This window comes from Microcoleus sp. S13C4, assembly GCF_036700865.1.
Classification (GTDB): Bacteria; Cyanobacteriota; Cyanobacteriia; order Cyanobacteriales; family Microcoleaceae; genus Microcoleus.
Window position 1 is genome coordinate 43,269 of record NZ_JAUBPS010000009.1, and the last position, 17,574, is coordinate 60,842.

Below are 17,574 nucleotides of genomic sequence, written 5' to 3' on the forward strand. Positions count from 1 at the left end.
CTTTTATCTGCGGTCAAGGTTGAGCTATTCGCTGAAAATTTGCAAGCGAATAGAGCGTTCTCCGTCTCCGAAATCCACTTCAATCTTTTCTCCCGAAAGAGTGTCCAAGCATCCCAAAAGCAACCGCAAATTGGGTGTGCTTGCTCCTGTATCCACGTACAATCTATCTGCCAAACTGCCTAAACGCTTCCAAATTGTGTAGAGTTTGACTACTGTTTGTTCTAGCTGTGCAGCTTGTTTTACAACGTCGGCGGTGGTTCCCAAACAGCCGACCCGCAAAGATTCTTCTAATGCCATTTCCATGTCTAAATGAGACTGATTGAGAGCTTGCACTTGGGCGGCGGCGTCGAGATATTTTGATAAGTTCTTGGCGTCGGAAGTTAGCTGTTTGACAGTATCTACGTCGGGATTTTCTGCTACTTCTTTTTGAATTTCGCTTTGGTGAGATGGGGAGAGTTTCTCCATTTCTTTCACTAAAGGAGCGAGGTAGCGGGAAGGTAGAGAACCGGTAGATGCTTTTTCTTTGACTTCTTCTGGCAATAAATCTGAGTTCATTGCCATCCATTCGTCGGATAGTTGTTTGACTTCGCGGCGGGTGATGCGATCGCCACTTGCTGCGGCATCTGTTACCATTTGCTGCACTTCGGGAGATGCTTTGGCGGTTTCTACAAAGGCTCTTTTGCTGAAGTTTCTAATGGAATTTGGGTCTAAATCTCCTTGCTGGATCAGAGTATCGGCACTATTAGCTAGTTCTATCAAAGAATAGGCTTGGCTTTTGCCAATTTCTCTTTCTTTGAGCCAGTTCAAAAAGCCAGTGCCACGTCCTTCGCCGCCTTTTTTTTCTCTGTCTCGGACTGTTCGGAGAATGCGTCCCCGCCAAATGTCGGTCTGCAAGTCGAAGCGATCGCACACTTTCCAGGCATTGTCAACCTGATTTTCAAAATCAAACTCTGGTATTTGTTCGTCTTCGGGGTCTGGCAATTGGAAATTGATATCGGTAAAGCCGTTGAGGGCTTCTGCAAGTTCTGCGGGATTTAGGGGGACTTCAGCCATTAGGAAAAATTTGTGTAGTGCAACAGCCGGTTTAATTGGGAACTTGCACGGGTTGACAGTTGAGACGCTATATGTAGCGGTAAGGTAGGCAAGATTTACCTACTAATAGAGTTTTTGTGCAAGTCATATCATTATTGCACGATGAGGTGCGATCCGCGAAAAGATACCCAAAATGACTCCGGGCACGCCCCTGATGGGACTTGATGCGAGTGCTGGCTGTGGGGGGATTGAGTTAAAGTGAATTAGGAAATTAAAGGAACTAATAAAATGCTGGAAACTACCAAACGTTAGGAGCGCTCTATCCCTTTGTTAGCCTAGAGTTGAGAAAATAAGGTAAAGGAAAAGTGCCATGTCAGAACAAGACATCGCTAATATCATTACGATCGAACCGGGTAAGCGAGGTGGGAAACCTTGTATTCGAGGCCTGATAATTACGGTTTATGAGGTGTTGGAATATCTCGCTTCTGGGATGAGTTATGAAGAAATCCTAGATGATTTTCCCTATCTTACCCAAGAGGATATTTGGGCTTGTTTGAGTTTTTCTTAAAGAGTTATCATATTATGTTTCAGCAATCGCTAATAATGATTGTATAGTAAGAGCGTAAGGCTCGCGAGCTAGAAGCTCGAACTGTAGTGGTTATTAATTGACCGGACATAATATTATCTCCCTGCGTGAAATCATGCCCAAAGACTTCTCCGGTAAAAATCTCCGAGGCCGCAACTTCAAAGGTCAAGACCTCACAGGTGCAAAATTCATCGGTGCAGACATCCGAGGCGCAAACTTCACCAATGCCATCCTCAGAGAAGCTGACTTCACCCGTGCCAAAGCTGGACTGCAACGTCACTGGACAATTTTTCTAGTAACTATCTCGCTATTTCTATCGGTAATATCAGGATATATTTCAGGATTTGCTACTTATTGGGTAGCAGTTTTTTTGACAGTATATAACATCAAGCAGTTCACCATTCCTCCCGGTGTGGTTGTGTTGATATTTTTGGAAATCTTCTTTATAGCTACTATCTACAAAGGTCTAGGGGCAGGGGCAGTAGTAGGGGCAGTGGCAGCGGCAGGAGCAGCGGTAGTAGCAGTGGCAGGAGCAGTGCCAGGAGCAATGGCAGGAACCGTGGCAATGGCAGCGGCAGCGGCAGCGGCAGTGGTAATGGCAGTGGCAGTGGCAGCGGCAGGGGCAGAGGCAGCGGTAGGAGCAGCGGTAGTAGCAGTGGCAGGGGCAGTGGCAGGAGCAGTGGTAGCGACAATGGCAGAGGTAGAGGCAGTGGCAGTGGGAGTGGCAGGGGCAGGGGCAGGGGCAGGAATAGGTATTTGCATTGCTTGGCTTGCCATGGCTGGGGATGAAGAACACGCCTTTGTTCGCACCGTTGCCATTGCTAGTGCCACTACAGGCGGCACTAGCTTTCGCAATGCCGATTTAACTGATGCCAATTTCACTGAGGCAACTCTCAAAAGTACAGATTTTAGAACAGCCAATCTCACTCGCACTTGCTTCCGCAATACAGAAAAACTCGATCGCGCGCGAGTCGGTAATTCGATATTAGCTGATACCCGCGTCCGAAAATTACTCGTCACTGGCAATGGTTACAACAAATCCTATGTTGGTGCGAATCTCCAAGGAGCAAACCTGACCGGCGATGTTAATCTCAGCTATGCTAATCTCAAGCAGGCTAACCTCAGCGAAGCAACTTTGCATCAAGCTAATTTGGAATTCGCAAACCTGACTGAAACTCAAGCCTTAGCAACAGATTTTACAGAAGCTTATTTTACAGGTGCTTGTTTGGAAGCTTGGAACATTGACGCTACTACAAAGCTCGATCGCGTTAACTGTCGGTTTGTTTATCTTCTAGAATATCCCCAACCGGGAACTGGCGATCGCGAACGTCGCCCTCACCACATCAACAAGTGTTTTGAACCGGGGGATTTCGAGAAACTCTATAAAAAGATTATGGAAACCGTGCAAATCCTGATCAAAGATGGGCTTAACCCAGAAGCTTTTACCGCCGCTTTTCAGAAGTTAATGCAAGAATTTCCAGACATTACACCGGAGTCAATTCAAGGAATTGAGAAGAAAGAAAACGATGTTTTACTGACTCTCAAAGTTCCCGAAGAAACGGATAAGGGTAAAGTTGAGCAAATTTGGGACGAAGTTTATCAAGCAAGGCTAGAAGCTCAAATACAAGCCGAGCAATTAAAAGCTAAAGATGAAATTATTGCCATTCAAAAATATTATAATCATGTCTTTGAAGGCTTAGTGAAAGCAGGATATACTAAAAATTCAAATCTGAATGAATTGGTAAAACTGTTGACTCCGCAACCTGTTAATGTTAAATTTATTAATGAAGTTAAATCTACATCAGAGAGTAAAGCTATGAGTGACCAAATCGACCAAAGTCGCAAAATAGAAATTACAGGTGGAACCGTTAACGCTAGCGGTGCAGGAGCTTTAAGTTTAGGTGATATCAGCGGTACTGTTGCCAATACAATTAATCAATTATCTGATTCTCCTAAACCAGATGAACCGGGAATAAAAGAATTATTGACTGAGTTACAAACAGCGATCGAGGCTGAAACTGATTTATCTGATGATGATAAAGCTGAAGCATTGGAACAGGTAAAAACTTTGGCAGAAGTAGGGAAAAATCCTCAAGAAAGTACAATGCAAAAGGCGGGGAAAACGGCAATGAAAATTTTGAAAGGGACTATTGCTGGTTTACCTACTACGGCGACGTTGCTAGAAGCTTGCAGTAAATTGTTGCCCATGATCGCCAAACTCTTACCTCTAGCCTAAAATCCAATATCAACGCCCAGTAAGTAATTGTATTTTTAGGGCGGGCGAGACGCCCACCCCACGAAGATTCTTCGCTTCAATCAAAATGACAACGCAGCTTACCGGCCAGATTTTCTCGGCGGTGTACCGTTAGCCCGCGATCTACGGATCAGCACGCTCATCACCTGCTTCGGATTAGCCGCACGTTGTACGGGACTCCAATCGCCGACTTCGGCAAATCCCAGTCGGTACAAAGTGAGTATTGTTTCCCTGACACCCTTGGGCGAACCGACAACCGTTAACAGCACGACTTCCTGTTCGCATACTGCTGAGTCGTCATTTGGGCGAGCCTCTTCGAGGGCTTCGCTAACGGACTTGTTGTCGTCAGGCACGAATTCCTGTGACATAATATGTTCTCCTGGTTTTGGGTTTTCTAGGAAAACCCAAAAACCCAGCCGCCCCGCAGTTCAACACATAGCAGGGCGGCTACAGAGGATGTTAAGATACTCCGTTAGCCTCCAGACTGCTTGTACCAGTTTGGCGGTTAGCTGTCCATTGCTGTTACGAGCAGCTTTGGGCAGTGCAACTAGATTTTTGGGCGACGCGGGCTGCCTCCTCTACAAGCAAGCAACCTCTAACTTCAAAGCGTAGCCGCAGATGGGGGCCGCCGTCAATCCATTTTGGATTTTGGATTTGGGATTTGGGATTGAAGAATTGAGCCCCGGACTAATCTGGGGACTTTGGGGGTTTTGATGCGGGATTGGCGGGTTTTGGGCGATCGCACCAATGAGACTCACAAAACGATCGCCTTTTCAACTTACCAACTACAACGGCGATACTTTATCGCGTTCAATCTCCTCGTGGTGAGTTGTTTTCCCATTCAAAATTGTGCCATCCTCGGGCGGATTTTGCGGGCGATCGCGCTTCTTAAAGCGATCGCGAGCCGAGACAACCACCACATACAGAACCGGCACCATAAACAAACTCAAGAAAGTAGAAACAACCATCCCCCCCGCGATCGCATTCCCTAGCGATCGACGACTCGCCGCCCCCGCACCTTCCGGGTTAACCAAAGGAGCAATACCCAAAATGAAAGCTAGAGAAGTCATCAAAATCGGTCGTAAACGCTCTTGAGCAGCTTCAACTGCTGCCTTCGCAATTGGATATCCCCGCTCCCGCAACTGGTTCGCAAACTCCACGATTAAAATCGCATTTTTACTCGCCAATCCAATCAACATCACCAAACCAATCTGGCAATAAACATCATTCGCCAAACCCCGCAACGACTGAGCTAAAAGTGCACCCAAAAGCGCCAGAGGCACCGATAGCAAAATAATGAAAGGATCGACATAATTTTCGTACTGAGCCGCCAACACCAAAAACACAAAAATCAGCCCCAAACCGAAAATAATCGGTGCTTGACCCCCCGATTCAATTTCTTCTAAAGAACTCCCCGACCATTCATAGCCAAAACCCGAGGGCAAAACTTGAGCCGACACCTTTTCCATCGATTTTAGCGCCTGTCCAGAACTCGCTCCCGGAGCCGGAGAGCCAGTAATTTCAATTGACCTATATAAATTGTAGTGGTTAACAGTTTGTGCTCCCACCACAGGAGTGATCTTCACCAAATTGCTCAAAGAAACCATTTCATTCTTTCCAGAACGCACATACAATTTCCCAATATCTTCAGGGTTATCACGAAACTGTTTATCCGCTTGAACATAAACCCGATAATTGCGCTGTTGGAGGTTAAAATCGTTCACATACTGAGCACCCAGAGCCGTTTGTAACGTACTGAAAACATCATTAATGGGAATATCGAGAGCCTTAGCTCGATTGCGGTCAACCTCCACAATTAACTGAGGCGTATTCGCAGCAAACGTACTAAATACTGCTTGCAATCCCGGTGTCTGATTTGCCTGCTTCAAAATCCCGCCCATAGTCTGGACTAAGCCATCTAAACCGCTGTTACCTTTGCGGTCTTGCAATTGAAATTGGAAACCCCCAAATTGACCTAAACCTTGAATAGCCGGCGGATTCACAGGAAAAATTCTAGCTTCTGGAATTGCGAAAAACTTACCCCGCAACTTACCAATAATCGCTTGTACAGTTTGATCTTCTCCGTGACGTTCATCCCAGGCTTTAAGTGTTGTAAATATAATGCCTTGATTAGAAGTGCTACCGCTAAAACCAAATCCACCCACTGAAAAAGTCCCGACAACTTCAGGAAGTTTGAGGATTTCTGCTTCTACTTGATCCATTACTTTCTGAGTGTATTGCAGCGAAACACCTTGGGGCCCTTGAATAATTGTCATAAAATATCCCTGGTCTTCTTCCGGGATAAACGCTGTGGGCACTGATAAATAAAGCCAAGCTGTTACTCCCAGAGAACCGATGAACACGAGGGTGACAATAGTCTTAATTCCTGTGAGAAATATTAAGGATTTCCCATATTGCCGCTGTACCCAATTGAGAACTCCATTAAAACGGTCAAAAACCCAACCTAGCGGGCCCCCAAACTTCGGTCCTCGACGCAGTAATATAGCTGAAAGTGAGGGGGTGAGAGTAATAGCAATAAAGGTAGAAAGCAGAACTGAAAAAGCAATTGTTAGCGCAAATTGTTTATAAAGCGCTCCTGTAGTTCCGGGGAAAAATGCCACTGGCACGAACACTGCCATCAACACTAAAGAAGTCGCAATTACAGCGCTAAAAAGCTCCCGCATTGACTCAAAAGCCGCTTCGCGGGCATTCATCCCTTGGCGGATCAGGCGGTCAATATTTTCTACTACAATGATAGCGTCATCAACCACTAATCCCGTCGCTAATGTCAGACCAAACAGAGATAAACTGTTAATCGTAAATCCGAAAACTTTGATAAAGGCAAACGTCCCAATCAAAGACACTGGAATTGCGATGATAGGAATAATAGTTGTGCGCCAGTCTTGCAAGAAAACAAAAATAACTATCACCACTAGCAAGACTGCTTCAAATAATGTCTTGACTACTTCTGCCATCGACTCTTCTACAAACAAAGTCGTGTCCAGCGCTACTCTATGTATCAAGCCCGGAGGGAAAGCAACCGCTAGTTTTTCCATTTCAGTTTTGACGGCATGGGCCACATTCAAAGCATTACTTCCAGGCAGTTGGTAAATCCCTAAACCTACTGCATCATTGCCTCGAAATCGCAGAAATGAGCTGTAATTCTCTGCCCCTAGTTCTGCTCTACCTACATCTTTTAATTTAACTAACGTTCCATTGGTCTCTGTTTTGAGGACGATTTCTTCAAATTCTGCTGGTTCTTTGAGGCGACTTTCAGCACGCAAGTCAATTTGATACATTTGTCCCTGGGGAGCAGGTTCTTGACCAATTCTCCCAGCACCCACTTGCAAGTTTTGTTCGTTGAGAGCCCTCGTTACATCTTGCATTGTGAGACGGCGAGCTGCTAATTTATTGGGATCTATCCATAAACGCATTGCATAGCGTCTTTCCCCAAAAATTCGCACGTCGCCAACACCTTTTACCCGCTTTAAAGCATCTGCTAAATATAGGTCAGCGTAGTTGCTTAAAAATATGGTGTCGTATTCTTTATTTTCTGTAAATAAACCGATCGCTAATAGGAGACTGGTAGATTGTTTGGTAACTCTAACTCCTGTGCGTTGTACGGCATCTGGTAGTTGTGGCTGAGCAACTGCAACCCGATTTTGAACATCGACGCCGGCAATATCTTTGTTGCGCGAGGAATCAAATGTAGCTGTAATGGTGCTAGTGCCATCGTTACTACTACTGGAAGTTAGATATTTTAGTCCTTCAACGCCGTTGATTTGCCTTTCTAGGATGTTCGTAACTGCATTTTCGACAATTTCAGCACTCGCCCCGCTATAGTTAGCTGTGACGTTGATTTGGGTAGGGCTGATGTCGGGGAAGCGCTCGATAGGCAGGCTGGGAATGCTGATTGCGCCTACCAAGATAATAATTAAGGCGCAGACGCTAGCAAATACTGGTCGTTTAATAAAGAAATCTGCAAACATTATTTGGGTAATGGGTAGTTGTTAGTTGATAATTCCTAATTCCTAATTAGACTTACGTTAACAATTAAAATTTCCCCTTTTTAAATAGCTGAGCAATCAATTAGTTTCACATAAGGTATAGTATTAAGCTTGTGCGCTCTTAAGAGGTGAATCAAGAGTGCACAAGCGCAACAACACACTTTATTTTTTGCTTTCTACTGGTAATTTGTTCCCTGCTCCTTTCCCTTCCTCTTGAGCCATAATGGGAACACCGTCTGTCAGGTTAAGGATGCCTGCGGTAACAATTTTTTCCCCGGCTTTCAAACCTGCGATAACTTGATAATTATTCCCCTCAATGGCTCCCAATTTCACTGACTTTTGCCGCGCTACTAAAGGTGGCATTCCAGGTTTTGGCTGTTCCGGCTTTTGAGCTGTGAAGACAAAAGTTTCCCCACCTAAGCGAGTGACTGCTGTTACGGGAACTAAAATTCCCGGGTTCTGTTTCCAGATGACTTTAGCTTTTACAAACTGGAGATTAAGCAGTTCGCCACTGGGGTTGGGAAAGGTGGCTTTAGCTAAAATTGTTTGGGAATTGGCGCTGACGTTCGGGGAGATAAAACTGATTTGACCTTGGGCGATCGCCTTACCTTGAGCGTCGAGCATTTGTACTGGCAGCCCTAAGCGTAATTGAGGCATCTTTTCCAAAGGAATTGATAACCGCAAGTCTAGCAATTGGTTCTCAGTTAGGGTGGCGATCGCATCACCTTTTTTCAAGTAGTCTCCCACTTTCACTGGTATGTCGCCGATGACTCCCGCGAAGGGAGCGATGACAGCAGTTTCTTGTAGTTGTACTTCAAAGCCGCGCACTTGAGCGGTGGCCTCGGCAACTTGCGCTTCAGCTTGATCGACTTGTTCTTGGCGAGTGCCGTTGGCTAACTGCGCTAATCTGCTCTTGGCTTGTGCGACTTCTGCTTCGGCTTTGGCTATTTCCTCTGGGCGCGAACCGTTTTGCAATTGCCGCAAAGCTTGCCGCTGCTGTTGTAAGGCCGCTGTCCGGCGCTCGATCTCGGCTTGTCTGTTTTTTTGCCGCTGCTGGAAACGTCTTTGAGCTTCTCGGAGGTTGGCTTTGGCGCTGCCTTCTTTTTGGGTGTATTGTTCGAGGGTGTTCGCGGATTCTGCACCTTCTTTTGCCAATGCCTGATATCTGGCAAGCTGCTGGCTGGCTAACTTGGCTTCGGCTGTGCTTGCCTCTATTTGCGCTCTTGCTTGGGCGATGTCTTCTAAGAGGCTACCTGTTTGAGCGTCGGCGAGGTCGGCTTCAGCCTGGCTAACGCGGGCTTGGGCTTGACCAATTTCTTCGGGCCGAGAGCCCGATCGCAGTTGGGCTAGGTTGGCTTGGGCTTGGGCGACTTGGGCTTGAGCTTGGGCGATTTCTTCGGGCCTGGTTCCTGCTTGCAATTCTGCTAAGTGGGATTGAGCGCGGATCAGGTTGGCTTGGGATTGCCTCAAGTCAGCTTGGGCGCTGTCGCTTTTCATGCGGGCGATGGCTTGCCCTTTGTTTATGAAGTCCCCGGATTTGACAAAAATCTCAGTGACTAGCCCTTCTACTTCGGGTTTGATTTCTACTGAACGCTTGGCCTCTAAGCTGCTGACAAATTCCGAGGCATCTTGGACTGAGCTGGTTTCTACGGCTGCGAGCTTGACTGGTATGGCTTTGGGTTGGGCTGCTGCTGCCGGTTGCTGTGCGCGATTATGACCCGATTGCCACGAGTACCAGCCGAAACCTGCTGCGCCTGTGGCGATCGCGATCGCGGCAATTAGGGGCCAGCGCGATCGTGGTTTAGCAGGAGGGTGGGGGCGATCGGCAATAGGCGGAAAATCATCCGATCCGCTGTCTGCATCGATTGGGTGCAGTTCCGGTGTGGGAGATTTTTGCTCTTCAGCTTCAACGACGGATTCTGGGGATTTAGAATAACTCATTGGCAGCACCACTTAGATTTTTTTTAACTTCTGACTTACGGAGACTTGGGCGGAATATTTGATTTTCCGGGCCCCCCTCAAATATGGGGGAATAAGGACAAGCGATTTTAAACAGGATGGAATCGGGAAAGTACCTTTTTAATGAGGTTGGGGTATGTGCAGGGCTTTAGTCCGATCGCACTTAGCAAAGCAGCCAGGGAGTGATTCTTTTTAGGAAAGCTTTTTGTTATTTCTCAAAAGTTACGATAGGCAGGGAAGATTACACATCCTTCTTATGACTCACCTGAGTGGGTGAGTTATAAGGATTTTTCCCTGGGAGTCGGCGGATTCAGGGGAGGTTGGGGACTCACGCACTCCGGCGAGCGCGCTTTTTTCCTTGGCTAGTTGCTCGGTTAACCACTCTATTTCTGACGCCAGCACTGACTTGCAGCGATCGCGAGAGGCGAATTGATAGTCATCGGTTAGTGGATATTCGCTCTTGAGGCTTTCGATGTAGTCTTGCCGGGTGTAACAGGCTCGCAAGCGGTGTTCCAACAATTTCATCCGTTCTTCGGGTTCTAAGTCCCCAAAAAAGAAAAACTTGATTTGGAACCGGGAACCACTGTTAACCCAGCTTTCTTGAGGGTGTTCGAGCATTTTTTTCCGCCAGAGTTCGCGCCCTTTGGCAGTAATTCCGTAGATTTTGCGCGGGCAGCCCGCATCTCCGGCTTCTTCGGCAATTGTCGCAATCTGGCCTCGCTCTTCCAAGCGCTTCAGCAGGGGGTAAATCGCTCCATAGTTGACGCTGATGCAACTACTCATAAACAGCTCCAGTTTTTGCTTTAGCCGATAGCCGTGCATGGGTTGCAACTGTAGCAGCCCCAGGGCTGATAGTTCAAGCATTTATATCAATTTGATATTATAGTCTGGATTATATCACTATATCGGACTCAAGGACGAGCGGGTCAATACCTAATTTAAAAGAATATTTAAAATACACATTAAATAATATTTGTCAATACTCTTAAGATATACTTTTTTATCCCGAGAGGGCGAGCACTTTGTATTATAAAACACATTTGAGCTATAAAAAGAGTGCTGGTTTACCTCGATTTCGGTCAGAGGAACGGTAACATCTAACTTTTGACATAAGTGAGATGCCGCCTGGTCTTTGATGTCTCGGAAGTGATTCAATAGACTCTGCTCAATAAGTCTGATTTTTGCCACCTATCTCTTCTTGGTAAGGGGGTCATAACTTTTATTGGTAGGGCTTGGTTTAATTTTTAAACCATGACACATTTTAGTATTTATTGAAGATTGAGCCCACCCGATGTTTTTGGGTAGGTGATACTGATATTATTTTTCTCAAGTATTGCAGCAAAAAAAGTGTTGATTTGTTTCCACTCGCCCTGTCCGTAATGTACGGATATGTGAGATTTTCGCTCTTTAGTGAGGTAGAAAAAAAAGCAAAGCAGCTTACGGGTAGTTAAACCCAGATGTTTTTCTCTGCCATTAATCATCTTCAAAGATGATTTTTAAGAAATACTTAACCGATTATATGCTATTAACATGATACAAAGAAAGTGATTTATCTTGAGCATCAAACCCAAGATTAACGCCCTGTAATTACTTGAAATAGCCAGCCAAAAAGCATCACACTCAAGAAAATCACGCCTCCGACAATTAACATCAAACCCAACAGCAACGCGGCCACAAAGAGCCAATCGGCTTTTTTGCCTTGTTCCGGGGAACCTAAATGAGCATCCAGCAATTCTATATTTTTGACATTAGCTTTCCAAGCAACATCCAACAAATCTCCTGCCACCGGTACAGTACCAGCAACTGTATCAAATACGATATTAGCTGCCATTTTTACTAAAGTCTCTTGAGGCACTCCCATTTGAGCGGATTTGAAGACAACATATCCTGCAAAAATTGAACTGATTAAATCGCCGCCGCCCGGTATAAGTCCCAATATCGGATCAAGTCCGATGCGGTATTTTGTGCCGGGAATCGGAATTGCATTGTCTAGTAAATGGCTGATCCGGCGGAGTCGGCGCAAGGATGCTACATGAGATGGGCTGGGAGTATTTGGGGAGGAATTTTGTATAGGAGAACGTGACATTTAATTGCTCTCGATTGCGATATTACTGCTAGTTTATGATATTTATTGAAGCATATTCAAGTTTTTTCACTCTGCCAGAAGCAGATTTTTACTGATTTTGGGCGATCGGCTTTGGTTGGTTTTTGAATGCACAGAAACCCGGTTTCTGTTCAAAACCGGGTTTCTTGCTTCTAGCTGAGGGCTTTTAATTTAGCCTTTTATTTGTTGCCTTCTGTGAAGTCGGCGTCAATCACGTCGTCGCCGCCGCCAGTGGGGCCGCCGTCTCCATAGCCACCAGGGCCACCGGGGCCGCCAGGGCCATCAGTTGGGCCGCCTGCTTGCTGGTACAGGTTGCTGCTGACAGCGTAGAATGCTTGCTGCAACTCTGTTGTTAGGGTTTTGATGCGATCGTCATCTTCACTGCTAATCGCCTCGCGCAAGTCTTTAAGTAACCCTTCAATCTTAGTTTTGTCATCAGCGGGAACTTTATCACCCAATTCTGCCAACTGCTTCTCGATTTGATAGGCTTGAGAATCAGCTTGGTTTTTGCGATCGATCTTTTCGCGACGTTCCTTGTCAGCAGAAGCATTCGATTCGGCTTCCTTCACCATGCGTTCGACTTCATTGCTGGGCAAAGTAGAAGCACCAGTAATGCTAATCGATTGCTCCTTGCCAGTACCTTTATCTTTGGCAGCTACATTCAAAATACCGTTAGCATCGATATCGAAAGTAACTTCAATTTGAGGTACGCCACGGGGGGCTGGTGGAACTCCATCTAAGCGGAAGGTTCCCAAATCCTTGTTATCATTCGCCATTTCCCGTTCGCCTTGCAAAACGTGAATTTCCACGTTTGTTTGGCCGTCTACAGCAGTCGAGAAAGTTTCCGACTTCTTGGTAGGAATAGTGGTGTTGCGCGGAATGATTTTGGTCATCACGCCGCCCAAGGTTTCGACGCCGAGAGACAGCGGAGTAACGTCGAGCAACAGGATATCTTTGACTTCGCCAGAGAGTACGCCTGCTTGAATTGCTGCACCGACTGCGACCACTTCGTCCGGGTTTACCGTTTGGTTGGGGTCTTTGCCGAGAAGTTTTTTGACCAGTTCTTGCACCGCAGGAATCCGCGTAGAACCGCCAACTAAGACGACTTCATTAATGGCAGATTTGTCTAATTTGGCGTCGCGGATCGCATTTTCTACGGGGATGCGAGAGCGATCGATCAAATCCGAGCACAGTTCTTCAAACTTGCCCCGCGTCAAAGTCGTGTCCAAGTGTTTTGGCCCGTCTTGAGTCGCGGTAATAAACGGCAGGTTGATTTCTGCTTGGGTAACGCTCGAAAGTTCAATCTTGGCTTTTTCTGCTGCTTCTGTCAGGCGTTGCAGTGCTTGTTTGTCTTTACGGAGGTCAATTCCTTCAGCTCTTTGGAATTCGTTAGCGATGAAATCAACAATTTTTTTATCAAAATCGTCACCGCCGAGGTGAGTGTCTCCAGAAGTTGCCAGCACTTCAAACACGCCGTCGCCTACTTCGAGAATAGATACGTCGAAAGTACCGCCACCTAAGTCAAATACGAGGATGGTTTCGTTGCTCTTTTTATCTAACCCATAAGCTAAAGCTGCAGCTGTAGGTTCGTTAATAATCCGCAGCACTTCAATACCAGCAATTTTTCCCGCGTCTTTGGTAGCTTGGCGCTGGGAGTCGTTGAAGTAAGCGGGAACAGTAATTACCGCTTGGGTAACTGTTTCACCGAGGTATTTGCTGGCGTCTTCTACGAGTTTGCGGAGAACTTGTGCAGAAATTTCTTCTGGGGCAAATTGCTTGCCACGGGCGGGACAGTCTAGTTTGAGGCTGTTGCCGACTTTGAGGACTTTATAGGAAACTTCAGTGGTTTCGTGGGTTACTTCATCAACCCGACGCCCGATAAACCGTTTTACTGAGTAAAAGGTGTTTTCGGCGTTCATCACGGCTTGACGCTTGGCGATTTGTCCGACAAGTTGATCGCCATTTTTAGCGTATGCTACTACGGAAGGTGTGGTGCGACCCCCTTCGGCGTTGGCTATGACGGTGGGTTTGCCGCCTTCCATAACTGCGACGCAGGAGTTTGTCGTACCTAAGTCAATTCCAACTACTTTTCCCATAGGGGTGTTCCGGCTCCAATCTCTACAAAATTTTGGTGTTTTATCTGTGCGATAGTCTGGTTATTCAGGACTGCGATTTTACCTCGCGGTTTACGGGTAGTGAGTCCTGCTTTAATACAGTCTTCGATAGGGTGCTGATCTCTATACTGCGGGCGGTAGACCTTGCGATGAAGGGGTATTTACCGAACCTCTGGGGGGACGGTTGCATCCGTGAGGCTTGCACCGCTACAGTTGTTGACTGCTTTGCTTTTCTTTACTCTTCCCAATGTACGGTGTGCGATCGATTCGGGTATTGTGGCAAACCGTATACGTTGTGTTGTATTTGCCGTCTTTGTTGTATAAATTTTGTTTGGTTGGTAGGGGCGATCGGTTTTTTGACTTCAAATCAGGTTTAATATCAATTCTGAAAAGGGACACGGCATTGCCGTGCCCCTATCGGTTTACTTCCAGACTGTGCCTGGGAAGGAATATATTTAGGGAGAGCCTCAAGTCCGGCTGCTGGGAATCTCGGGTTATTCGAGAATTTTCCAGCTTTTAATTGCTATCTTTCACCGATCAGCAGAGCTGCCGGAAAGTAACTCAGAGCTTCACCAATTGCCAACGTACCGTTACTTTCTACCGCCTGATTTGTAATTGCATCTTTCCAAACCGACGGCATTTGCTCGGATAATTTCAAATTAGTATCTTTCCAGACTTGTTTGCCGAGCGGCATTTCTTCGGGTTTGACAATTCCCGTCAAAAACCGGGGAGCAATGACAATAACGGTAGTCTCTCCAAAGCTTCTGGCAAAGGCAACAACATTATCTTTAAACGTGCCAACTGCTTGCAGAGGCAGATAATCGCCTGATTGAAAAACTTCCAAGTATTTTTTTCTCGCTTCTAGAGCTCTTGCCGTCAAAAACAACTTAATTCTCGCGTCTTCCCGCGTCGCAATCAAATCTTTAACCAGTTGCAAAATATCCGTCTGAGCTTGCTCTTTAATTTCCCGCAAAACCTCGATTCTGCGGTCAAAATCAACGGGACGGCGGTTATCCGGATCGACGTGGCTTAAATCCCAGAATTCCGTCCCTTGATAAATGTCGGGAACGCCCGGAGCAGTGATTTTCAGGAGTGTTTGAGATAAAGAATTGAAAATTCCGTAATTAGCTACTTTTTTCCAGAAAGGTGTAAATTTGTTGAGAAACTGATTTTGTTCCGAAGGTTCGAGAACGCTATCGACAAAGGTCATAAAACCAGCTTCGTAGTCGTTATCCGGCCTCAGCCAAGCCGTATAAACTTTGGCTTCACGGACAGCTTTAATGACATAATCTTTCAGGCGATCGACATAATCAGTATTTTCAATTCCCTCAAAGGGAAAACTGCCGAGCAAAGTTTGGTACAAGAAGTATTCGTCGTTAGTATTGGGAACCATTCGATTCACAAAGTTGACTTTCTTAGAAGAGTTTAGCTCTCTCCAAGACTTGACTTGCTGTTCCCATTCATCGGGAATTTCGGACAAAACGTTAATTCGAGCTCGCACATCTTCGCCGCGTTTGGTATCGTGGGTAGCTGTAGCATTCATTTTGTGCGGCCAAGCGACTTGCTGCTGTTTGTTGAACTCGTGAAAATCTACCAACGACACGCCGAATTGACTGGGGTTTCCTCCCACTTCGTTGAGGGATAAAAGCCGATAGTAGACGTATAAAAGGGTGTCTTCAACGCCTTTGGCCATCAAAGGCCCGGTCAACTGCTGGAGTTTCATTACAAAGTGCCGACGCTGCTCTTTTTGTTCGGTTGTTAGGGTTTCTTCTTCTTCCAGCAACAGGACAGTTTCGATAAATTTAAGTTCCTTGAGAAGTCGCGGTACTTGTTCTTTCGCGTGAGCGATCGCATATTTTACGTAAGTGCGATCGGACTCTCTCAAACCATCTTGATTGATGTAAGTTCGGTAGACTGGAAAAATCGTCAATACAGCCGCCAATGCTTTTTCCAAACCGGGACGAGTAAAGTCGTTTCCCTGTCTGGATTGACCCGATATATTCTTCAAAAGTTGAGCTAGATTGTCTACATCTCCCGCCAAGTTTTTCTCAACAATCAGCCCTTTTTTGTCTAAAAATAACTGTTCATAGGGAACATTTAAGCGAGTAAATCTCTGATAGATTTCGCTAAATTGCTGCTCGCGATCGCACCGACAGAAAACGCCGTTTACGTAATTCAAAAAGTCGTAGCCGCTAGTTCCCTCAATCGGCCAATATGACGGCAAATCTTCTTCGTGTTCCAGAATTTTTTCAACCGTAATATAAGTGTCTCCGATTTTCTCCCGGAGTCGTTTCAAATATTCTGTGGGGTCGTACAGTCCGTCGATGTGGTCAATTCTCAATCCGGTAAACTTTCCCTCATCAACCATGTCGAATATCAGAGCATGGTTTTTGTGAAAAACTTTAATCTCTTCAACTTTTACCGAAATAAGTTCGTTGACTGTAAAAAACCTTCGGTAGTTAATTTCTTCGGCCCCCACTTTCCAGAAAGCCAGACGGTAAAACTGCTCGGAAAGCAAATCGTCTAGCAGATTAAAGCTTTCGGCATTGCCCTTTTCTCCGTTAAAAAAATTGATGTTTTCATCGATAAATTCCTGCACAAGGGGATTTTGATTGTAGAGTTCCCACAGCAGTCCTTTGACAAAAGCTATCTGATCGTATCGGGTTTTACCTTTAGTTTCTGAAGGTGTATTTTTAATCAAATAAAGAATTCCCAAAAACTTGATAAAATCTGGATGGCGTCTGCCTAATTCCCTGGCTAAATGGCCCAAATTATGACTGATAAATTTAGCATAAGATTCAATTCTTACTGGCAATTGTAAGCTATAATAATTGATTGTCAGCCCAATTTCGCTGTATTTGAGTTGAATCTCGCCATTTTCCAGACACTCTCCATAAAAATTGCCCAGCAGCGGAGCCAGCACTCGACCTCTGAGATGTTCGTAAGCATGATTCCATTCAATATCGAAGTAATCGAAATAGTCGGAATCCGGCCCGTGTTCCAATACGTCTAACAGCAGCAAGTTTTGAGTGTCGTAAGCCATGTGGTTTGGGACAATATCTTGCAGCCATCCCATGTTCCGTTTCTTGACTTCGTAGGTGAGGGCTTCAAAATTTTCTGATGTTCCCAATTCGGGATTGAGCTGATTTGAGTCAACGACATCGTATCCGTGAGAGCTGCCTTTTCTGGCTTTAAAGATTGGTGAAGCGTAAAGGTCGGTAATTCCTAAATCTTCCAGATAGCTAAGGATTTGTTTGGCGGCTTCAAAGTTAAAACCTCCATGAAATTGAATCCGATAAGTTGTTGTGGGAATTCTCATCATGTTAATTTTACTCCAGGTTTTTTAGGGTTTTCTTTTTTAATATATGAGGCAGAGCCTCCTCGACTGCATTCCCCGGCGGAGGATGGGTGACAACTTAACGTCAAACCCAATCACAGACTGCTGTTTGAGTATTAAGGTTAGATCCCCCCTAGCCCCCCTTAAGAAGGGGGGGACAAGAGTCTTCTCAAAGTCCCCC

At 45.8% G+C, this 17,574-nt stretch carries 11 protein-coding genes; 2 read left to right on the plus strand and 9 right to left on the minus strand.

The features are described from left to right. Positions 1 to 24 precede the first annotated feature (24 nt). Entirely contained in the window at positions 25 to 1,053 is a 1,029-nt protein-coding gene (locus tag QT996_RS06335) for a hypothetical protein (protein WP_333045310.1), read from the minus strand. 349 nt (positions 1,054 to 1,402) lie between these two features. Between QT996_RS06335 and QT996_RS06340 the strand changes: the two genes are divergently transcribed. After that, positions 1,403 to 1,600 carry a DUF433 domain-containing protein gene (locus tag QT996_RS06340; protein ID WP_333045312.1) on the plus strand — a complete coding sequence of 66 codons (198 nt, stop codon included), beginning with the start codon at positions 1,403 to 1,405 and terminating at the stop codon, positions 1,598 to 1,600. A 133-nt stretch (positions 1,601 to 1,733) separates the two neighbouring features. Beyond that, entirely contained in the window at positions 1,734 to 3,854 is a 2,121-nt protein-coding gene (locus QT996_RS06345; protein ID WP_333045313.1) for a pentapeptide repeat-containing protein, read from the plus strand. Between the two features lie 98 nt (positions 3,855 to 3,952). Here QT996_RS06345 and QT996_RS06350 read toward each other — a convergent pair whose 3' ends face one another. The 8 genes from QT996_RS06350 to treY form a co-directional block, all read right to left on the minus strand. Continuing rightward, positions 3,953 to 4,240 (minus strand): hypothetical protein, encoded by a 288-nt coding sequence (locus tag QT996_RS06350; RefSeq protein WP_333045314.1) that lies wholly within the window; start codon positions 4,238 to 4,240, stop codon positions 3,953 to 3,955. 210 nt (positions 4,241 to 4,450) lie between these two features. Next, the gene (locus QT996_RS06355) at positions 4,451 to 4,630 is read right to left on the minus strand and encodes a hypothetical protein (protein ID WP_333045316.1); all 180 of its coding nucleotides are present in this window, start codon (positions 4,628 to 4,630) and stop codon (positions 4,451 to 4,453) included. A 27-nt stretch (positions 4,631 to 4,657) separates the two neighbouring features. After that, positions 4,658 to 7,861: an efflux RND transporter permease subunit gene (locus QT996_RS06360; protein WP_333045317.1), complete on the minus strand. Its 3,204-nt coding sequence runs from the start codon at positions 7,859 to 7,861 to the stop codon at positions 4,658 to 4,660. 180 nt (positions 7,862 to 8,041) lie between these two features. Further along, complete coding sequence (locus QT996_RS06365; RefSeq protein WP_333045318.1) at positions 8,042 to 9,820, minus strand: efflux RND transporter periplasmic adaptor subunit; 1,779 nt, start codon at positions 9,818 to 9,820, stop codon at positions 8,042 to 8,044. A 279-nt stretch (positions 9,821 to 10,099) separates the two neighbouring features. Next, positions 10,100 to 10,702 (minus strand): PadR family transcriptional regulator, encoded by a 603-nt coding sequence (locus QT996_RS06370; protein WP_333045319.1) that lies wholly within the window; start codon positions 10,700 to 10,702, stop codon positions 10,100 to 10,102. A gap of 709 nt (positions 10,703 to 11,411) precedes the next feature. Further along, positions 11,412 to 11,924: a DUF4112 domain-containing protein gene (locus QT996_RS06375; RefSeq protein ID WP_333045320.1), complete on the minus strand. Its 513-nt coding sequence runs from the start codon at positions 11,922 to 11,924 to the stop codon at positions 11,412 to 11,414. 197 nt (positions 11,925 to 12,121) lie between these two features. Further along, the gene (gene dnaK / locus QT996_RS06380; protein ID WP_333045321.1) at positions 12,122 to 14,038 is read right to left on the minus strand and encodes a molecular chaperone DnaK; all 1,917 of its coding nucleotides are present in this window, start codon (positions 14,036 to 14,038) and stop codon (positions 12,122 to 12,124) included. Positions 14,039 to 14,579: 541 nt separating this feature from the next. Beyond that, positions 14,580 to 17,375 carry a malto-oligosyltrehalose synthase gene (treY, locus tag QT996_RS06385; RefSeq protein WP_333045368.1) on the minus strand — a complete coding sequence of 932 codons (2,796 nt, stop codon included), beginning with the start codon at positions 17,373 to 17,375 and terminating at the stop codon, positions 14,580 to 14,582. Positions 17,376 to 17,574: the final 199 nt, after the last annotated feature.

Bases quoted from the DNA above. Each gene is read 5' to 3' on its own strand.
- QT996_RS06335 (WP_333045310.1), bottom strand. From the start codon at position 1,053: ATGGCTGAAGTCCCCCTAAATCCCGCAGAACTTGCAGAAGCCCTCAAC.
- QT996_RS06340 (WP_333045312.1), top strand. From the start codon at position 1,403: ATGTCAGAACAAGACATCGCTAATATCATTACGATCGAACCGGGTAAG.
- QT996_RS06345 (WP_333045313.1), top strand. From the start codon at position 1,734: ATGCCCAAAGACTTCTCCGGTAAAAATCTCCGAGGCCGCAACTTCAAA.
- QT996_RS06350 (WP_333045314.1), bottom strand. From the start codon at position 4,240: ATGTCACAGGAATTCGTGCCTGACGACAACAAGTCCGTTAGCGAAGCC.
- QT996_RS06360 (WP_333045317.1), bottom strand. From the start codon at position 7,861: ATGTTTGCAGATTTCTTTATTAAACGACCAGTATTTGCTAGCGTCTGC.
- QT996_RS06365 (WP_333045318.1), bottom strand. From the start codon at position 9,820: ATGAGTTATTCTAAATCCCCAGAATCCGTCGTTGAAGCTGAAGAGCAA.
- QT996_RS06370 (WP_333045319.1), bottom strand. From the start codon at position 10,702: ATGCTTGAACTATCAGCCCTGGGGCTGCTACAGTTGCAACCCATGCAC.
- QT996_RS06375 (WP_333045320.1), bottom strand. From the start codon at position 11,924: ATGTCACGTTCTCCTATACAAAATTCCTCCCCAAATACTCCCAGCCCA.
- dnaK (WP_333045321.1), bottom strand. From the start codon at position 14,038: ATGGGAAAAGTAGTTGGAATTGACTTAGGTACGACAAACTCCTGCGTC.
- treY (WP_333045368.1), bottom strand. From the start codon at position 17,375: ATGAGAATTCCCACAACAACTTATCGGATTCAATTTCATGGAGGTTTT.